This is a genomic window from Hyphomonas sp. CACIAM 19H1, assembly GCF_003325995.1.
Taxonomy (GTDB): Bacteria; Pseudomonadota; Alphaproteobacteria; order Caulobacterales; family Hyphomonadaceae; genus Hyphomonas; species Hyphomonas polymorpha.
Map to the genome: position 1 here is coordinate 1,732,146 of NZ_CP016437.1, position 18,208 is coordinate 1,750,353.

An 18,208-nucleotide genomic window follows, 5' to 3' on the forward strand; every position below is an offset into this window, starting at 1 on the left:
ATGCTCGACACTCAATCCATCCTGCAGGCGCTCGCGCCCGAACTCTGGCTCGCTGCGTCCGGCCTTGTACTGGTGCTGGTCGGCGCCATTGTCGGGGAGCGCTTCAACAGCCTTTCCTACAAGGTGGGCGCGCTGGTTCTGTTCGGGGCGGCGGTGCTGTCCGCCATCCACCTCCAGGGCGGCGAGGCGTTCAATGGCCTGGTCAAGACGACAACCTTCACGAACTTCACCAAGGTTATCAGCTTCACGCTGGCGGGCGTTGCGGTGTTTGTGTCGGAGGGCTTCCTGAAGCGCCACGGCATCAGCCGCTACGAATACCCGCTGCTGATGGTTCTCGGCTCTCTCGGTATGGGCATCACCCTGTCGTCCAACGACCTGATGACGCTCTATATGGGTATCGAGACGCTGAGCCTTTCATCCTACGTGCTCGCAGCCTTCCATCGGGACTCCGCACGGTCATCCGAGGCAGGCCTCAAATACTTTGTTCTCGGCGCGCTTGCCTCTGGCATGCTGCTCTACGGCGCGTCCCTCGTTTATGGCTTCACGGGCACGACGTCCTTTGACGGTCTGACGCTGGCAGGGGAGTCTGTAGGCGCCATGTTCGGCATGGTGCTGATGATTGTCGGCCTGGCGTTCAAGATCTCTGCTGCGCCTATGCACGTCTGGACGCCGGACGTTTATGAAGGTGCGCCCACACCGGTCGTTGCGTTCTTCGCGTCGGCGCCGAAATTTGCGTCATTGGTCGTCTTCGCCAATGTGATGTTCACGCTGTTCGGCAGTGTGATCCATCAGTGGCAGCTCATCGTGGCAATCGTGGCGGGTCTCTCGATGATTGTCGGTTCACTCGGTGGCCTGACGCAAACCAACATCAAGCGTCTGCTCGCCTATTCGTCGATTGCCAATGTCGGCTATGCACTGGTCGCGGTGGCGGCGGGGCAGGCGCTCGGCGCGGCGGCGCTGCTCACCTTCTCCACGATCTACGTTGTCTCTTCGCTTGGTCTATTTGCCGGCGTTCTGGCAATGCGCCGCCGCGGCGGCATGGTTGAGAGCATCCAGGAGCTTGGCGGGCTTGCGCGCCGTCAGCCGGTCTTTGCCATTGCGATGACGGTTCTCGTTCTTTCCGTCGCCGGGCTTCCGCCATTTGGAGGTTTCTTCGGCAAATACGAAGTCCTGCGTGCGGGCGTGGATGCCGATCTTGTTCCGCTGGCCATCGTGCTCGTCATCGCCTCGGTGGTTTCGCTCGGATACTATCTGCGGCTTCTGAAAGTGATGTGGTTTGATGAGCCGAAGGAAGCTTTCGAGCGGGTGGATGTGTCCGTACTTGGTACCGTGATCGCTTGCGCCGTGGTGGCTGGTGTCGTGTTCATGATCTTCATCGGAGAACTCGGTACAGGTGGCTGGGCAAGCTATGCTGCTGCGGGTCTGGCCCCTTGAGCGCTTCCTGGCCGGTTTACCGGTTTGAAGAGATAGACAGCACCAATACCGAGGCAAAACGGCGGGCCGGCTCCGGCCAGTTTGACGAGCAATGGATCGTGGCGGCGTCTCAGTCCTCAGGCCGCGGCCGTCAGGACAGGGTCTGGTCTTCGCCCGTCGGGAACATCTTCACCACGGCGCTCTTTGCGGAGCCGGGCGGCATTCCCGTGGCGCTGCGGGTCCCCTTTGCGGCGGCCATGGCGGTGGTGGATACCGTGCGGACATTCGCGCCTGACGCGCCGGTCAAGGTAAAGTGGCCCAACGATGTGAGGATCGCCCAGCAGAAGGTGTCCGGCATCCTGGTTGAAACGGGCGGCGCTGGCGGGGATCTTTGGGTCGCAGCGGGCACCGGCATCAATGTGGCTTATGTGCCGGAGAATGTGGGGCAGGCGGCGACCAGTCTCAATCTGTTGAGCGGACAAAATCTTGAACTAAGTCAAGTGATTGGTGTCTATCATTCCGCCTTTGAGGCCCGGCTCGCGCAGGCGCGCAGAGGCTTTGAAAGCCTCCGTCGGGACTGGCTTGATTATGCCGAGGGTAGGGGACAGGAAGTCTCCGTTCGCGTCGGCGAAGCCTTTGTGCGGGGTGTATTTGAAGATTTGGAACTGGACGGCGCGCTGCGTCTGCGGTTGCCCGATGGAAGCACGCGCATCATAAGAGCGGGCGAAGTCAGCCTCATCGGACAAGCCTAAATCATGCTTCTGGTCATCGACGTCGGCAATACCAACACCGTGTTCGCGCTGCATGATGGGCAGAATTGGGTCAACCAATGGCGCAGCGCAACGGATTCCACGAAGACTGCCGATGATCATGCCTCCTGGCTCTGGCGCCTGGCGGACATGCAGGGGGTCGACCTCTCGAAGGTAAAGGGCTGCGTCGTCTCCTCCGTGGTCCCGCACGCGCAATTCAATTTCAGAAATCTGGCGCGGCGTTACCTCAATGTAGAGCCTCTGTTCATAGGCGAGCCGGGTATCAAGACCGGCATGGACCTCAGGGTTCGGCACCCGGAACAGGTGGGCGCTGACCGTATCGTGAGCGCGCTGGGCGCGCATGTCGCTTATCCAGGCGATCTGGTGGTGATCGACAGCGGCACGGCCACAACATTCGACATTGTGTCTGCCGATGGTGCGTTTGAGGGTGGCATCATTTCGCCGGGTATCTATCTATCCATGAGAGCGCTGCATGACGCGGCGGCCCAGTTGCCCCGAATCGCCATCCAGAAACCGGCGCAGGTCATTGGCAAAGACACCGTCTCTGCCATGCAGTCCGGCGTGTTTCTTGGATACATTGAGTTGATTGATGGTCTCGTGCGCCGGATCAAGGCGGAATGGGGGCGCCCCATGACGGTGATTGCGACAGGGGGCGTCGCTTCTCTGTTTGAAGGCGCTAGTGAGACGATTGATTATTATGACCAGGACATCCTCATCCGGGGCCTTCTGGAAGTCTGGAAGCGGAACCGTTGACCATTGGAAATACCCCCTTCGATCAGTCCAAGGACGAACTTGTCTTCCTCCCCCTCGGCGGATGCGGCGAGATCGGGATGAACCTGAATGCGTATGGCTATGGCCCGCCTCATGCCCGGAGGTGGATTGTCGTGGATGTGGGGGTAACCTTCGGAAACTCTGAAACGCCCGGGATTGATTTGATCTGTGCCGATCCCGATTTTCTCGTGGGCGAACAAATTGATGCCGTTTTCCTGACCCACGCACATGAGGATCATATCGGCGCCGTGGGGCTGCTTTATCCTCTGCTGCGCACCAAAGCGCCAATTTACGCTACCCCCTTCACCTGTGAACTCGTCCGCTCAAAGATGGATGAGCGCGGCGTGGATCATAAATGGCTGAAGACGGTTTCCATGGGCGCCACCGTCAAGGCCGGTCCTTTTGAAGTGACCTACGTGACGCTCACGCACTCCATTCCCGAGCCCAATGCGCTCGCAATCCGGACACCTGCAGGCGTGATCCTGCATACGGGCGACTGGAAGATAGACCCCAATCCACAGATCGGTGCGACTACGGACATTGAGGGGCTGACCGCGCTGGGTGATGAAGGTGTTCTCGCCATGGTGTGCGATTCCACCAATGTGTTCGAAGATGGTGAAGCGGGGTCGGAAGAGACTGTACGCCAGGGCCTGATCGAGTTGATTGCCGAGCAGAAACAGGCTGTCGCGGTCACCACCTTTGCCTCCAACGTGGCGCGGGTGAAGTCGATCATTGATGCGGCCAACCGGGCCGGACGTAGCGTCTGCCTTGTCGGGCGAAGCATGCACCGTGTTACGGCGGCGGCCAAGGCGGTTGGCATTCTGCCTGCGCGCCTCGATTTCGTGGATGAAGCGGAAGCCGGTTACCTGCCTCCTGAAAACATTCTCTATCTCTGCACCGGTAGCCAGGGCGAGGCCAATGCTGCGCTCTCGCGCATAGCGAGGGGAGACCACCGCCATGTGGCGCTGCGCGAAGGGGATAGTGTGATCTTCTCCTCGCGCCTCATCCCCGGAAATGAGAGCAGCGTTTACAGTCTTCAGAACACCCTGGCGGAGCAGGGTATACGGGTCATCCATCCCCGGATGGTGCCGCAAACAATCCACGTATCCGGACATCCTTGCCGGGATGAGCTGCGCCGGATGTATCAGTGGGTGCGGCCGCGTATCGCTGTGCCGGTCCATGGTGAACGCAGGCATATTCTCGAACATGCCGCCTACGCCCGTTCGATGCAGGTGCCGGAAGCCGTGGCGCCTCGTAATGGCAGCCTGATCCGCCTCGCACCGGGCGAAGCAGAAATTCTGGATGAGGTGCCCGCCGGCCGCCTCTTCCTGGATGGCAGCCGTCTGGTGCCGGAAGGCGCTCAGGGCCTGATCGAGCGCAAGCGCCTGCACAATAGCGGCATCATCTTCGCAACCGTGAGCCTCGATCAGGCTGGGCGCATTGTCGATGGACCGGTCGTTGTCGTGAAAGGGCTTTCCGAGACCGATGGCCGCGTGGCCGAGGAAAGTCTTGAAATCCTTGATGACGCGGCCGAGGCGGCCCTTGCCGGGCTTTCAAAGAAGGACCGCGGCGATGATGAGGCGATCGAGCGCGTTATGGGCCGTGCATTGCGAAAAGCTTGTGATATCAATTTCGGCCTGAAGCCGATGATTGAAGTGGTTGTGCTGAGGAGCTGAGATTTTCATGAGCGAATTCAAGATTGGTCCGCTGAACCATGTTGGTGTTGCGGTGCCTAACATTGAGCAGGCCTGCGAGACCTACCGGACGCTGTATGGCGCAACGGACATTACGACACCGTTCGACATGCCCGAGCAGGGCGTGAAAGTCTGTTTCGTGAACCTTCCCAACAGCCAGATCGAGCTGATCGAGCCGCTGAATGAAGCTTCGCCGATTGCGAATTTCCTCAAGAAGAACCCGGCTGGTGGGCAGCATCACGTCTGTTTCGAAGTAGCGGACATCAATCAGGCCGTGACTGAAATGGAAAAGCGCGGCGCCACCGTGTTGGGCAAACCGCGTATCGGCGCTCATGGCACCATGATCATTTTCGTTCACCCGAAGAACTCCAACGGGGTTCTGGTTGAACTGATGGAAACGCCCAAAGGTCACCACTGATGGGGATTGCGGGCGCCACAATCGTCTTTGTTCTGGGGTGGTGGATCACCTTCTTCGCTGTTTTGCCGATTGGGGTGAAGGGGCAATGGGAAGACGAGTCCACCACGCCTGGTACGGAAGAGGGGGCGCCTAAGAACCCGATGCTGGTCAAAAAAGTGATCTGGGCCACCATTGGCGCCGTAGTGATCACGGCCGTTGCTGCGCTGGTTATTCCTCTCCTGCTTGCGGAACCGGTCTAGCTCCGGCTAGTGAGCGTGAAAGAATTCCGTAAAAGTCTGGATGATTCATGCGCCTGTCGAAGTTTTTCCTGCCTGTTTCCAAAGAAGCTCCGGCAGATGCCGCGATCGTTTCGCATCAGTTGATGCTGCGTACTGGCATGATCCGCCAGAACGGTGCTGGAATCTACTCATGGTTGCCATTGGGCTTCCGGGTGTTGAAACGGATCGAGCAGATTGTGCGGGAGGAGATGAACCGTTCCGGCGCCATCGAGATGCTGATGCCCACGCTTCAGCAGGCAGACCTCTGGCGCGAGTCTGGCCGTTACGACGATTATGGCAAGGAGATGCTCCGCATCAAGGACCGCCATGACCGGGACATGCTGTACGGCCCCACCAATGAGGAACTGGTTACGGACGTTTTCCGCACCTACGTAAAAAGCTACAAGCAGTTGCCGCTGAACCTCTATCACCAGCAATGGAAGTTCCGGGATGAGGTGCGTCCGCGCTTTGGCGTCATGCGGGGGCGGGAGTTCCTGATGAAGGACGCCTATTCCTTCGATTTGACGGAAGAGGGCGCCCGGGCAGCTTATCGCAAGATGTTTTGCGCCTATCTGAACGCCTTTGACAGGATGGGGCTGACAGCCATTCCGATGCGGGCAGATACCGGCCCTATTGGTGGGGACTTGAGCCATGAGTTCATCATTCTGGCGGAGACGGGTGAGAGCGCGGTGTTCTGTGACAAGGCCCTGCTGGACCTGCCGGCGCCAGGCCTTGACCTCGATTTCGGCGCGGATCTGACTCCCTTTGTCGACGACCGCACCAGCTATTACGCCGCCACTGAGGAAATGCACGACGAAGCAGCCTTCAACGCGCTGCCGGAAGATCGCCGCGTGTCGGCGCGCGGTATCGAGGTCGGCCACATCTTCTACTTCGGCACCAAATACTCCAAACCCATGAACGCCGTCGTTCAGGGGCCGGATGGGCAGATGGTGCCCGTCCAGATGGGCAGCTATGGCATCGGCGTTTCTCGCCTGCTCGGCGCTATCATTGAAGCCTGTCATGACGAGAATGGCATTGTCTGGCCGGAAGCGGTCGCGCCTTTCGATGTGGGTCTGATCAACATGCGCCCAGGCGATGAGGCATGCGATGCCGCGTGCGAAACTCTGTATGCGGCCATGACCGCAGCGGGCCGCGAAGTGCTCTATGACGAAACGGATGATCGTGCCGGGGCCAAGTTTGCGCGTATGGACCTGATTGGTTTGCCCTGGCAGACGACAGTTGGTCCGCGCGGGGTGGCTGAAGGCAAGGTTGAGGTGAAAAACCGCAAGACCGGCGAGAAACACGACGTCAAAATTGAAGACATGCTGGCTCAGCTGAAAGGCTCCTGATGAGCGCGACGCCCTCTGCCACTCCGTTCGGCAAGCTGGAGCGGACGCTTGCTTGGCGATACCTGCGGGCACGCCGGGAGCATGGCGGCGCAAGCCTGATTGCTGTGATCTCGTTCATCGGCATTTTCTTTGCCGTTGCCGCACTGATCATCACCATGTCGATCATGAGCGGGTTCAGGGCGACCCTGCTGGACGCGCTACTGGGCGGAGAACCTCACATTTCGGCCGCTGTGGATGGCATCCCCCAGGATGAGGCACAGGCGCTTGCCAAGATTATTTCCGAAACGCAGGACGTGGTCAGCGTTTCGCCTTACATTGAGCAGTTTGTGCTCCTCTCCGCCAATGGGGTCCGCACCGGCGGCGTTGTCAGGGCTGTTCCGCCGGCAGATCTCAAAACCATGCCAATCCTCAAGGATGGCGGCGCAGCGGCTTTGGCGGGCGGGTTTGGCGAAGGCCGGAATGGCGGAAACGTCATCATGATTGGCCAGTACCTCGCCGCCAATCTCGGTCTTCAACCAGGCGATAGCGTTGAAGTCGTGACCTCTCAGATGCGGTCTGGTCCCATCGGGCAGACGCCGATCAGCAAAGCTTACATCGTAGGGGACATCTTCCGCACCGGCTCCGCGCAGCTCGACAATGTGTACGTCTTCATGCCGATGGAACAGGCCCAGATCCTGTTTCAGTCGAAGGGCCGCTACCAGTATCTGGATATCCGCGTGAAAAATCCGGATACAACCGAGATCGTGATGCAGCGCATCGCGGAAGCGACCGGCTACAGCTTGCTTTTGCGTGACTGGAAAACCAAGAACCGCACCTATCTCGGCGCGCTACAGACAGAGCGTGTCATGGTGCGTCTTCTGGTGACCATCATCATGATGATCGCCACACTGAATATCATCGTCGGTGTGGTCATGCTGGTGAAGAACAAGACACGGGATGTCGCGATCCTTCGTACGATTGGCCTCAGCCGCGGTGGCGTCCTCAGGGTTTTCCTGATGGTGGGAACCGTTCTTGGTTCTCTCGGCGCGCTGCTGGGGATGGTCGTCGGTGTTCTCTTTATTCTGAATATTGGCCCGATCGAGGCGCTCATCAATCTGGCGATTGATGGAGAGGTATTCCCGGCCGAACAGTATGGGCTCGATCATCTCCCGGCAGTTCTGGACTGGGGGGAAGTGTTCAGCACAGGCGCCTATGCGCTTGTCATGTCGATGGTTGTCTCGTTGATCCCGTCTATCTGGGCCTCATCCCAGGATCCGGTGAAAGCCCTGAGGTTCGAATGACACAGCCTGTACTCGAACTTATCGGGATTGACCGCACCTACCGCACGGCTGCCGGGGCGCTGCAGGTGCTGCGGGGCACAGATCTGCGCGTTTCACCAGGAGAGCTGGTTGGCCTGGTTGGGCCGTCAGGTTCAGGCAAGTCCACTCTCTTGCACACGGCCGGTTTGCTTGAGCGGCCAGAAGGCGGATCGATATTTCTCGATGGAATCGATTGCCTGAAGCTGAATGACAATGGCCGCACCGGCATCCGCCGGCGGAAGATCGGCTTCGTGTACCAGTTCCATCACCTGCTGCCCGAGTTCAACGCCATCGACAATATCGCAATGCCGTTGATGATTGCCGGGGTAAAGAAATCAAAAGCCAGGGAAAAAGCCTCCCGCCTGCTGGCAGAGATGGGACTTGAAGAGCGGGCCTTCCATCAGCCCGGCCAACTTTCGGGAGGCGAGCAGCAGCGGGTCGCCATTGCCCGCGCGCTTGCCAACGATCCGAAACTCGTGATTGCCGATGAGCCAACAGGCAATCTGGATCCGGCGACCACAGAGCGGGTTTTTGGAACGCTCATCAAGATGGTGCGGGAAGAGGGGGCGGGGGTGCTTGTCGCGACCCACAACCTGGCGCTGACCCGGCATATGGACCGCGTGCTGACCCTTCAGGATGGCAAGCTGGTCGACTACACAGAGTGATCCTTTTGTGGACTGCTGGCGGCAGATGCTTCCAGCTTTGCTGATTCGGTGAGATTATCCGCGCGGAAGAGGATTGCCGCGTGACGAAACCCGTTTTTATTCATCTTGCTGTCCGCTCCAGCTATTCGCTGCTGGAGAGCATGATTACGCCGTCTGATCTGGCAAAATGGTGCAAGCAGCACAGCATGCCCGCGATGGCGGTGACAGATCGGAACTGTCTCTTCGGCGCGCTAGAGCTGTCACTGAAGCTGGCGGACTATGGGGTCCAGCCCATCATGGCCTGCTGCTTCGACGTTACCGATGGGTCACCCAAGGCGGAGCCTTTCCGGTTGACCGCCTATGCTCAGGATGATGTGGGCTACGAGCGCCTCATGTTCCTCTCTTCCCGCGCCTATCTGGAGGCAGAGGATGGCGTGCCCCGCCTTCACAAGAAATATCTGCTCGAGAATACCGAGGGACTTATCCTTCTGACGGGCGGCTCTGAGGGCGAAATTGCGCGGCACATTCTGAAAGGGCGCATGGCCGATGCCCGGACAGAGATGGCGACGCTCGCGGCCGCCTATCCGGGGCGCTGCTATGTCGAGATTACGCGTCATGGCAATCAGGACGAGATCAAGACGGAACAGGGACTGGTAGAACTCGCTTACGAGCTCGGCCTGCCGATTGTGGCAACCCATGACGCCCGCTTCATGAAGCCGGACGACGTCACGGCTCATGACGCCATGATGTGCATCGCCAATGGACAATATCTGGGGCAGGACGACCGCAAACGGGTTGAGCCGGATCAGTACCTGAAGTCTCCCGAAGAGATGGTCGCCCTGTTCGACGATCTTCCGGAGGCCATTGCCAATACTCAGGAAATCGCCCTGCGTTGCTCGGTGCGGGCTGAAACCCGAAAGCCGATCCTGCCGAACTTCAGCAAGGAAGGGCGCTCGGAAGCAGAGGAGCTTGCCTATCAGGCGCGCCAGGGTCTGGAACAGCGCCTGGCGGAAGCAGACCGTCTTTATGCGGATAGAGAGAAGTACTTTGAGCGCCTGGACTATGAACTGGGCATTATCGCCCGCATGGGGTTTCCCGGCTACTTCCTTATCGTTTCGGACTTTATCAAGTGGGCGAAAGCCAATGGGATTCCGGTCGGGCCCGGCCGGGGTTCGGGCGCGGGCTCTCTCGTCGCCTGGGTGCTGTCAATCACCGATCTGGACCCTCTGCGGTTCGACCTTCTGTTCGAGCGCTTCCTGAACCCTGAACGCGTCTCGATGCCCGACTTTGACGTCGATTTCTGCCAGGAGCGGCGCGGCGAAGTGATCCGCTACGTCCGCGAGAAATACGGCGCAGACAGCGTGGCTATGATCATCACCTTCGGTACGCTTCAGGCAAAGGCCGTGGTGCGCGATGTAGGCCGGGTGATGCAGATGCCTTACGGGCAGGTGGACCGGCTTGCCAAGTTGATTCCGTTCAACCCCGCTAAGCCTCCGACGCTTGATGAGGCGATTGCAGCGGAGCCGAAGTTTGATGAGGAAATAGCAGCAGACCCGCGCGTAGGGGAATTGATCGACACAGCGCGGGCGCTGGAAGGCATGTACCGCAACGCCGGCACGCACGCTGCCGGTGTCGTCATTGCTGACCGCCCGCTTGTTGAGTTGGTGCCGCTCTATAACGATCCGCGTGCTGATCTTCCGGCTACACAATTCAACATGAAATACGCCGAGATGGCGGGTCTGGTGAAGTTCGACTTCCTTGGTCTCAAAACCCTCACGGTGATCGACCGGGCGCTGAACTTCATCCGGCGGGATGGTGGCGAAGTCGGGCCTGCCTGGCGGAGCATGGATGATCCGGCGACTTATGAGCTGATGGCGAGCGGCGAAACACTCGGTGTGTTCCAGCTCGAAGGCGCGGGCATGCGCGACACGCTACGCCGCGTGCGTCCCAACAACATTGAAGACCTGATCGCGATCATTTCGCTCTATCGGCCCGGGCCGATGGAGAACATCCCCGTTTATGTTCAGGGCAAGGAAGACCCCGCCTCTGTGCGCTACCAGCATCCTGATCTCAAGCCTGTGCTGGAGGCGACCTATGGCGTGCCTGTTTATCAGGAACAGGTCATGAGGATGGCGCAGGAGATTGCCGGCTATTCTCTGGGTGAAGCAGATCTTCTCCGCCGCGCGATGGGCAAGAAAAAGCTCGAAGAGATGATTGCGCAGCGCAAGCGGTTCGTGGAGGGCGCAGCAGCCAATAAGGGGATGAAGGAATCCCTTGCCAACGAAATCTTCGACACGATGGAGAAGTTCGCTGGCTACGGCTTCAACAAATCTCACGCCGCCGCCTATGCGCTGATCGGCTACCATACGGCTTTCCTGAAATGCCACTATCCGAAGGAGTTCTTGGCCGCCTCGATGAGCCTCGATATCGGGAACACCGATAAGCTCGCGGCCTTCTTCCAGGAAGCAAAGCGTCTGCGGATCCGGGTGTTGGCGCCTGCGATCAACGCGTCACAGCCGGATTTTGACGTGAATGCAGATGGGATCGTCTACGCGCTGGGCGCCATCAAGGGCGTTGGTATTGAGGCGATGAAGCATGTCGTGGCTGTTCGCAATGAGGGGGGGCAGTTCAAGGATCTCTATGATTTCGCCGAGCGGGTCGATCCAAGACATGTGAACAAGAAGGCGCTGGAATCTCTGGCCAAGTCTGGCGCTTTGGATGGGCTGGAAGCAAACCGGGCGCGCGCACTGGCAGCGGTTCCGTTGCTGGCTCAGTATTGCGTCAGCCAGGCTGAAGATCGCCAGGGCGGGCAGGGGGGCTTGTTCGGCGAGGCTGAGCCGGCGCTCCGCCCAGACTTTCCGCCCTCCAAGCCCTGGACGGCGCAGCAGAAGCTGGACGAAGAGTTCAAATCCATTGGCTTTTATTTCTCCGGTCATCCGCTGGACGATGTCCTGACCTCGATTGACCGGGACCGCGTGACCCTGGCCATGGAGATCCATGAGCGCGCCGCCGACGGCAAGCCGCTGGAAATGATCGGGATAGTGCGCTCGAGAAACGACAAGCCGAGCAAGAATGGCGGCAAATTCGCGTTTCTGACGATTTCGGACCCCACAGGCGAGCTTGAAATGATGGTCTTCAATGAAGGCCTTCAGCAATACGGCGATCTGCTCCAACCCGGCAAAGCGGTGGCCATTACGGTGACGGCCAAGCTCAACGGGGAGGAGCTTCGCCTCAATCTCGACCGGGCGATTGAACTGGAAGACGCAAGGTTGTCCAAGCCTTCCGGCTCTTTGCTAGTTCGGCTGGGGCCTGATTCAAATCCGGCAGATCTGGCCGGAGTGGTGCGCCGGCTGGAGCAGCTTCCCGATGGCGACAGGGGCATCATTTTCATCGAGCTCATCCTAGAGGATGGCCGCATCGTGACAATGAGACTGCCCCAAACCTACACCATCGGCCTGCGGGCCCAGCGCGCCCTGAAGGAAGTTCCGGGGGTGGAGAAGGTCGATCCACGCCAGGCAGCCTGAATCTACGGTGTTTTGGGACTTGTTGTTTCGCCTGAATTGAGTATACGCGCGCATTCTAAACCATGTCGCGGGTGCATCCGGTGCGACGGGATTTCCCGTAGTTCCCCCTGCGACGGCCAACCGGATGGAGAAAATCGATGGCCCTTCCTGACTTCTCGATGCGTCAGCTGCTCGAGGCTGGTGTTCACTTTGGTCACCAGACCCACCGCTGGAACCCCCGCATGAAGCCGTATATCTACGGCGAGCGTTCCGGCATCCACATCATGGACCTTTCGCACACGGTTCCGGCGCTTCACCAGTCGCTGGTCTTCGTGCGTGATACCGTTGCCAAAGGCGGCCGTATCCTGTTCGTGGGTACCAAGCGTCAGGCTCAGGAGCCTATCGCTGAAGCCGCTCAACGCTGCGCTCAGTATTACATGAACCATCGCTGGCTCGGCGGCACGCTGACCAACTGGTCGACCGTTTCCAACTCGATCAAGCAACTGCGCGAACTCAACGCGATGTTCGAGAGCGGTGGCGGCGCCGGCCTGACCAAGAAAGAGCTGCTCGACCTGCAGCGCCGCCGCGAGAAGCTGCAGAAATCGCTCGGCGGTATCGCAGATATGGGCGGCCTGCCGTCTGCCATCATCGTGATCGATACCAACAAGGAAGCGATCGCTGTTCAGGAAGCCCGCAAGCTCGGCATTCCGGTGGTTGCTGTCCTCGACACCAACTGCAACCCGGCCGACGCTGACTACGGTTTCCCCGGCAACGACGACGCTGCCCGCGCGATCTCCCTTTACTGCAACCTGTTTGCTGATGCCGTGCTCGATGGTCTGGCTGAATCCACAGCAGGTCTCGGCGTTGATCTTGGCGCTGCTGCGGACATTGCGACTCTGGCGGATGCCGACGTCAAACTTGCTGACGAAGAAGCTGCAGGCGAAGCTTAATCGCTTCTCCTGCCAACCCAAGATGAAGGAACAATCTCATGGCTGAGATTACGGCTGCACTTGTGAAAGAACTGCGCGAGAAGACCGGCGCAGGCATGATGGACGCCAAGAAGGCGCTCGTCGAAAACGATGGCGATCAGGCCGCTGCGATCGAATGGCTTCGCGCCAAAGGTCTGTCGAAGGCCGCCAAGAAATCTGACCGCGCTGCTGCAGAAGGCCTCGTCGCCGTCAAGCTGTCTGCCGACGGCAAGTCTGGCGCAATCGTCGAGCTGAATGCTGAAACGGACTTCGTTGCGCGCAATGAAATCTTCCAGAAGTCGCTCGACGGTATCGCCGAGGCTGCCCTGAAGGTGGATGGCGCGGTTGACGCGCTCGCTGGCGCCCCTTCGCCGGACGGCGAAGGCAGCGTTGACGACCTCATCAAGCGCATGATCGCCACCATCGGTGAAAACATGACGCTCCGCCGCTTTGCCAAGCTTTCGGCTGACGGCCGCGTTTCGGCTTACGTCCACAATGCGGTGGTGCCTGGCATGGGCAAGGTTGGCGTTCTTGTGGCGCTGGACGGGTCGGGTGACCTGGAAGACGCTGGCCGCAAGGTTGCGATGCATATCGCTGCCACGTCGCCGGCCGCGGCCACCACGGCAGAGCTTGATCCTGCGCTTGTCGAATCGGAAAAGCGTGTTCTGACCGAGCAGGCTCGCGAGAGCGGCAAGCCGGACGCCGTCATTGAAAAAATGATCGTTGGCCGGATGCAGAAGTTCTACAAGGAAGTTGTTCTGGTTGAGCAGCCCTTCATCATGGACACTGACAAAACGGTCGGCGAATTCCTGAAAGAGCAGGGAGCTACGCTTAAAGGCTTTGTCCACTACAAACTCGGTGAAGGCGTGGAAAAAGCTGCGGACAACTTCGCTGACGAGGTTGCTGCGCTTACAAAAGGCGCCTGATCGGGCTTGCCTTTCGGCCCGCGAGGGGCTTTGAACAATCCCGGCCGCCCCCTCAGGAGCGGCCGGGATTATTGTATCCAGTACTCATAATAAAAGAGAGTGGGGTTTCGTTATGCCTTCCGGCGAGCCTGAAACTGGCAAACTGAAATATCGTCGCGTCCTTCTGAAGCTCTCAGGCGAGGCGCTGATGGGAAGTGGGCAGTTCGGGATCGATATTCCGACCTGTGAGAAGTTTGCCCGGGCAATTGCCGAAGCGCGTGAAGCCGGCGCGGAAATTTGCCTGGTCATCGGCGGCGGTAATATCTTTCGCGGCGTTGCAGGCGCTGCAAAGGGAATGGAGCGCGCCCAGGCTGACTCGATGGGAATGCTGGCGACCGTGATGAATGCGCTCGCAATGCAGAGCGTGCTTGAGAACATTGGTGTGCCCACGCGCGTGCAGTCAGCGCTGAATATGGATGCCATCTGTGAACCCTACATTCGTCGGCGCGCCCACCGGCACATGGAGAAGGGCCGCGTGGTGATCTTCGCCGCAGGCATCGGCAACCCCTTCTTCACGACGGACACCGGCGCTGCGCTGCGCGCGATCGAGATGAATTGCGACGCGCTGCTGAAGGGCACCCAGGTCGACGGCGTCTATACCGCCGACCCGAAACTGGACGCGACGGCTACCCGCTACCATCAGGTGGCTTATCAGGAGCTCCTGGCGAAAGACCTTCGCGTTATGGATTCCTCTGCCGTCAGCCTGATGAGAGACAACAATGTTCCGATCGTGGTTTTCTCGCTCAAGGAGGAAGGTTCACTGCTGAATGTCCTTTACGGGCGGGGCACATCCACGACGATTACCAATGAGGGAGCAGAGAAGCCATGAGCTATAGCAAACAGGACATCGAGCGCCGGATGGAAGGCGCGCTCGCGTCTCTGGCGTCGGAATTTGCGGGTTTGCGGACTGGGCGTGCCTCCGTGAACCTTTTGGACAGCATTCAGGTTCCGGCTTACGGCGGCATGTCGTCTTTAAGCCAGGTCGCTTCTGTAACCGTTTCCGACACGCGGATGCTGTCTGTGAACGTCTGGGACAAGGCCGTGGTGGGCGCCGTTGACCGGGCCATCCGCGAGTCCGGCCTTGGCCTGAACCCGGTTATGGACGGGCAGAACCTGCGGATTCCGATCCCGCCCCTCAACGAGGAGCGCCGGGTGGAGCTGACCAAGATTGCCGGCAAGTATGCAGAGGCTGCCCGCGTTGCGGTGCGGAATGTGCGCCGCGACGGTATGGACGCCCTCAAAAAGGCCGAGAAGGATGGCGAGATCAGCGAGGATCGTCACCGGGCTCTGACGGATGAGGTGCAGAAACTCACCGATGCGTTCGTAAAGCGCGTCGATGAGGCGCTGAAGTCCAAAGAAGCGGAGATCATGCAGGTCTAATGTCGCGGGCGGCTGCCCCTCTCGACCCTGTGCCGGCGGGCGATCAGCCCGCCGCCCCTCGCCATGTGGCGATAATCATGGACGGAAATGGCCGCTGGGCTACAGCGCGCCATCTCCCCCGGTCAGCCGGTCATGAGCGGGGCGTGGAAGCCTTGCGGCGTACGGTCGATGCGGCCGGCGAACTCGGCATCAAATACCTCACCGTGTTTTCCTTCTCCACAGAGAACTGGCGGAGACCGCCAGCAGAAGTGAACACCCTGTTTGCGCTGCTGAAGGCGTACGTTCAGCGGGATCTCGGCCGTCTCAAGGCGGAAGGCGTGCGGATACGGATAATTGGTCAGCGGGAAGGCCTGCCGCCAGATATTGCTAGTCTCGTCAATAAGGCCGAGCTTGAGACGAGCGGCAATACTCGCTTCAATCTGACGATCGCTTTCAATTATGGGGCGAGAGACGAAATACTCCGCGCCGTGCAGGCTATCGCGCGCGACGTGAAAGCCGGGGTTCGCGATGAGAACATCTCCGAATCAGAATTCGCAGCCTATCTGGACACGAGCGGTCTCCCCGACCCGGACCTTCTGATCCGCACGAGCGGAGAGTTCCGGATCAGCAATTTCCTCCTTTGGCAGGCGGCTTACGCAGAACTGCTGTTTTGTGACGTTCTTTGGCCGGATTTCGGCCGGTCCCATCTTGAAGAAGCCCTAAAAAGCTACAATGAACGGGAGCGCCGTTATGGCGCGGTGACTCCGGGAGCAGGTTGATGGGCGACTGGACGCCAGCCGAAAGGCGGTTTTCCGAACTTCCTGTCCGTTTGGCGTCTGCTCTCATTCTGATCCCGATGGCTCTCGCTGCTGTCTGGATGGGGGGCTGGTGGCTCGCAGCGGCATGCGCTTTATTTGGATATGTCATGATGCTGGAATGGTGCGCGATGAGCGCAACACCGCATCATCATTTGCTCGCGGGGCTTGGCGGGCTTTTTGCGGCGTCATTCCCGCTCGATAATCTCGCCATTACGCTCTCGATAGCGGTGGCAGCATTGTCATTGGCAGTGCTGGCTGCCCGCGCCGGTGTACACACGCGAATTGCGGCCGGCTTCGGTGTTGTCTACGTTTTCGGAATGCTCGCTGGGCTCTACCTGCTTCGGGAAGGGGGCTGGGAGGGCCGTTCGGCGGCGCTGTATTTCATGTCATTCGTCTGGGCATCCGACGCAGCCGCCTACTTTTTCGGCCGGGCGATTGGCGGGCCCAAGCTTTTGCCGAGTGAAAGCCCGAATAAGACGTGGAGTGGTGCAATTGCTGCTGTTATCGGGTGCGCAATCTGTGGTTATTTCGCTGCGATGATAGAAGATGTCGATCCCGTCATCTGGATCATATCAGGGATAGCAATATCGATCGTGGCACAGGCAGGCGATTTGTTTGAAAGCGGACTAAAGCGCCGTTTCAAGGTCAAGGATTCGGGAAAGATACTTCCCGGCCATGGAGGCCTTCTGGATCGCGTGGATGGGCTCGGCGCGGTCAGCATTGCCGGAAGCCTGGCCCTTTTCGTCCTTCCTGGTTTCGCGGCATCTTTGGGGCTGTGAGCTGATGGTGCGCAGGGTCTCTATTTTTGGATCCACGGGATCCATTGGCCGGTCCGCGTTCGACGTGATTCGCCATGCCATTGAGACTGGGACCGCTGAATTTGAAATTGAGGCACTCGCCGCTGGCCAAGATGTTGAGAAACTGGCGGAACAGGCGCGTGTCCTGCGTCCTCGCATTGTGGTTGTCGCCGATGAAAGCCGCTTAGATGAGCTCACAGCCCGTCTGGCCGGGACTGGGATTGAAGTTGCCGCTGGCGCCGCCGCACTCAACGAAGCCGCCACCAGGCCGTGTGACAGGGTTCTGGCGGCCATTGTGGGCGCAGCAGGCCTGGAATCTACATTGGCGGCCATCTGTGCAGGCAATGACGTCGCTATCGCTAACAAGGAAAGCATCGTCTGCGGGGGCCCGCTGATGCTCCAGGAAGCGAAAAAGTCGGGCGCCCGCGTTCTTCCCGTCGATTCTGAGCACAGCGCGATTTTCCAAAGCCTCGGTGACGGCAAACAGCTGGAGCAGCTGACCATCACAGCGTCGGGTGGGCCGTTTCGCACATGGACGCTAGAGCAAATGGAGCGGGCGACGCCGGGACAGGCGGCCGCCCATCCCATCTGGTCAATGGGTATCAAGAACTCCATCGACAGCGCGTCGCTTATGAACAAGGCGCTGGAGTTCATAGAAGCGGCGGTGCTGTTCGATGTGCCCGCTTCTGAAATCGACGTTCTGGTTCATCCGCAATCCATCATCCACGGAATGGCGCATTTCAGCGATGGCTCCGTGATCGCGCAGCTGGGCACTCCGGACATGAAGACCCCGATCGCCTACGCTCTGGGGTGGCCGGACCGGATACCTACAAGCGTCACCCGGCTCAATCTTGCGCAGATTTCGAGGCTGGAATTTACCGAAGTTGACGAAAATCGTTTCCCCTCGATCCGTCTTGCACGCCAGGCCATGAATGCCGGCCCGGGCGCGCGGGTGATATTAAATTGCGCTAATGAAGCGGCAGTTTCCGCCTTTGTTGCCGAAAAATGCGGGTTTCTAGATATCGCAAGGGCGGTGGAAGCCGCACTCGAGCGCTTTTCATCAAGTAATTTTGCCTCTAGCAAATGCGAAACGCTTGAAGAGATAGCAGAATTGAGCCGATACGGGCATTTCCTAGCGTCCGATTGGTTAAGCAACGCCCCAAGCCGGGCAGGGGGATGATCGA

At 59.3% G+C, this 18,208-nt stretch carries 17 protein-coding genes; all 17 read left to right on the plus strand.

Annotated features, from left to right (window positions below):
* The 17 genes from nuoN (at position 1) to dxr (ending at position 18,204) form a co-directional block, all read left to right on the plus strand.
* A complete protein-coding gene (gene nuoN, locus BBF93_RS08180; protein ID WP_114105588.1) occupies positions 1-1,434 on the plus strand; it encodes an NADH-quinone oxidoreductase subunit NuoN in 1,434 nt (477 codons plus the stop codon).
* Complete coding sequence (locus BBF93_RS08185; RefSeq protein ID WP_051612627.1) at positions 1,431-2,165, plus strand: biotin--[acetyl-CoA-carboxylase] ligase; 735 nt, start codon at positions 1,431-1,433, stop codon at positions 2,163-2,165. Before nuoN ends, BBF93_RS08185 begins: the two co-directional genes overlap by 4 nt.
* Complete coding sequence (locus BBF93_RS08190; protein WP_370454422.1) at positions 2,166-2,936, plus strand: type III pantothenate kinase; 771 nt, start codon at positions 2,166-2,168, stop codon at positions 2,934-2,936. It begins immediately after the preceding gene.
* Positions 2,937-3,013: 77 nt separating this feature from the next.
* Positions 3,014-4,630: a ribonuclease J gene (locus BBF93_RS08195; RefSeq protein ID WP_370454423.1), complete on the plus strand. Its 1,617-nt coding sequence runs from the start codon at positions 3,014-3,016 to the stop codon at positions 4,628-4,630.
* A gap of 7 nt (positions 4,631-4,637) precedes the next feature.
* Positions 4,638-5,066: a methylmalonyl-CoA epimerase gene (mce, locus tag BBF93_RS08200; protein ID WP_035600003.1), complete on the plus strand. Its 429-nt coding sequence runs from the start codon at positions 4,638-4,640 to the stop codon at positions 5,064-5,066.
* Positions 5,066-5,305, plus strand: a complete 240-nt coding sequence (locus tag BBF93_RS08205; RefSeq protein ID WP_035599999.1) for a DUF1467 family protein — start codon at positions 5,066-5,068, stop codon at positions 5,303-5,305. Before mce ends, BBF93_RS08205 begins: the two co-directional genes overlap by 1 nt.
* A gap of 47 nt (positions 5,306-5,352) precedes the next feature.
* Positions 5,353-6,672, plus strand: coding sequence for a proline--tRNA ligase (gene proS / locus BBF93_RS08210; RefSeq protein ID WP_114105590.1), 1,320 nt, complete (start codon positions 5,353-5,355; stop codon positions 6,670-6,672).
* Positions 6,672-7,952 carry an ABC transporter permease gene (locus BBF93_RS08215; protein ID WP_114105591.1) on the plus strand — a complete coding sequence of 427 codons (1,281 nt, stop codon included), beginning with the start codon at positions 6,672-6,674 and terminating at the stop codon, positions 7,950-7,952. The genes proS and BBF93_RS08215 overlap by 1 nt, the downstream gene beginning before the upstream one ends.
* Positions 7,949-8,635 (plus strand): ABC transporter ATP-binding protein, encoded by a 687-nt coding sequence (locus BBF93_RS08220; protein WP_114105592.1) that lies wholly within the window; start codon positions 7,949-7,951, stop codon positions 8,633-8,635. Before BBF93_RS08215 ends, BBF93_RS08220 begins: the two co-directional genes overlap by 4 nt.
* Positions 8,636-8,715: 80 nt before the next feature.
* Positions 8,716-12,138: a DNA polymerase III subunit alpha gene (gene dnaE, locus BBF93_RS08225; protein WP_114105593.1), complete on the plus strand. Its 3,423-nt coding sequence runs from the start codon at positions 8,716-8,718 to the stop codon at positions 12,136-12,138.
* A gap of 137 nt (positions 12,139-12,275) precedes the next feature.
* On the plus strand, positions 12,276-13,067 hold the full coding sequence (rpsB, locus tag BBF93_RS08230) for a 30S ribosomal protein S2 (protein WP_114105594.1): 792 nt from the start codon (positions 12,276-12,278) through the stop codon (positions 13,065-13,067).
* A gap of 38 nt (positions 13,068-13,105) precedes the next feature.
* Positions 13,106-14,011, plus strand: coding sequence for a translation elongation factor Ts (gene tsf, locus BBF93_RS08235; protein ID WP_035599983.1), 906 nt, complete (start codon positions 13,106-13,108; stop codon positions 14,009-14,011).
* 112 nt (positions 14,012-14,123) lie between these two features.
* Positions 14,124-14,879 carry a UMP kinase gene (gene pyrH / locus BBF93_RS08240; protein ID WP_035599982.1) on the plus strand — a complete coding sequence of 252 codons (756 nt, stop codon included), beginning with the start codon at positions 14,124-14,126 and terminating at the stop codon, positions 14,877-14,879.
* Positions 14,876-15,430: a ribosome recycling factor gene (gene frr, locus BBF93_RS08245; RefSeq protein WP_035599980.1), complete on the plus strand. Its 555-nt coding sequence runs from the start codon at positions 14,876-14,878 to the stop codon at positions 15,428-15,430. The genes pyrH and frr overlap by 4 nt, the downstream gene beginning before the upstream one ends.
* On the plus strand, positions 15,430-16,188 hold the full coding sequence (locus BBF93_RS08250; protein ID WP_035599977.1) for an isoprenyl transferase: 759 nt from the start codon (positions 15,430-15,432) through the stop codon (positions 16,186-16,188). The genes frr and BBF93_RS08250 overlap by 1 nt, the downstream gene beginning before the upstream one ends.
* Positions 16,188-17,006: a phosphatidate cytidylyltransferase gene (locus BBF93_RS08255; protein ID WP_035599974.1), complete on the plus strand. Its 819-nt coding sequence runs from the start codon at positions 16,188-16,190 to the stop codon at positions 17,004-17,006. The genes BBF93_RS08250 and BBF93_RS08255 overlap by 1 nt, the downstream gene beginning before the upstream one ends.
* A 4-nt stretch (positions 17,007-17,010) precedes the next feature.
* A complete protein-coding gene (gene dxr, locus BBF93_RS08260) occupies positions 17,011-18,204 on the plus strand; it encodes a 1-deoxy-D-xylulose-5-phosphate reductoisomerase (RefSeq protein ID WP_114105595.1) in 1,194 nt (397 codons plus the stop codon).
* Positions 18,205-18,208 lie beyond the last annotated feature (4 nt).

Bases quoted from the DNA above. Each gene is read 5' to 3' on its own strand.
- nuoN (WP_114105588.1), top strand. From the start codon at position 1: ATGCTCGACACTCAATCCATCCTGCAGGCGCTCGCGCCCGAACTCTGG.
- BBF93_RS08195 (WP_370454423.1), top strand. From the start codon at position 3,014: ATGAACCTGAATGCGTATGGCTATGGCCCGCCTCATGCCCGGAGGTGG.
- mce (WP_035600003.1), top strand. From the start codon at position 4,638: ATGAGCGAATTCAAGATTGGTCCGCTGAACCATGTTGGTGTTGCGGTG.
- BBF93_RS08205 (WP_035599999.1), top strand. From the start codon at position 5,066: ATGGGGATTGCGGGCGCCACAATCGTCTTTGTTCTGGGGTGGTGGATC.
- proS (WP_114105590.1), top strand. From the start codon at position 5,353: ATGCGCCTGTCGAAGTTTTTCCTGCCTGTTTCCAAAGAAGCTCCGGCA.
- BBF93_RS08215 (WP_114105591.1), top strand. From the start codon at position 6,672: ATGAGCGCGACGCCCTCTGCCACTCCGTTCGGCAAGCTGGAGCGGACG.
- BBF93_RS08220 (WP_114105592.1), top strand. From the start codon at position 7,949: ATGACACAGCCTGTACTCGAACTTATCGGGATTGACCGCACCTACCGC.
- rpsB (WP_114105594.1), top strand. From the start codon at position 12,276: ATGGCCCTTCCTGACTTCTCGATGCGTCAGCTGCTCGAGGCTGGTGTT.
- tsf (WP_035599983.1), top strand. From the start codon at position 13,106: ATGGCTGAGATTACGGCTGCACTTGTGAAAGAACTGCGCGAGAAGACC.
- pyrH (WP_035599982.1), top strand. From the start codon at position 14,124: ATGCCTTCCGGCGAGCCTGAAACTGGCAAACTGAAATATCGTCGCGTC.
- frr (WP_035599980.1), top strand. From the start codon at position 14,876: ATGAGCTATAGCAAACAGGACATCGAGCGCCGGATGGAAGGCGCGCTC.
- BBF93_RS08250 (WP_035599977.1), top strand. From the start codon at position 15,430: ATGTCGCGGGCGGCTGCCCCTCTCGACCCTGTGCCGGCGGGCGATCAG.
- BBF93_RS08255 (WP_035599974.1), top strand. From the start codon at position 16,188: ATGGGCGACTGGACGCCAGCCGAAAGGCGGTTTTCCGAACTTCCTGTC.
- dxr (WP_114105595.1), top strand. From the start codon at position 17,011: ATGGTGCGCAGGGTCTCTATTTTTGGATCCACGGGATCCATTGGCCGG.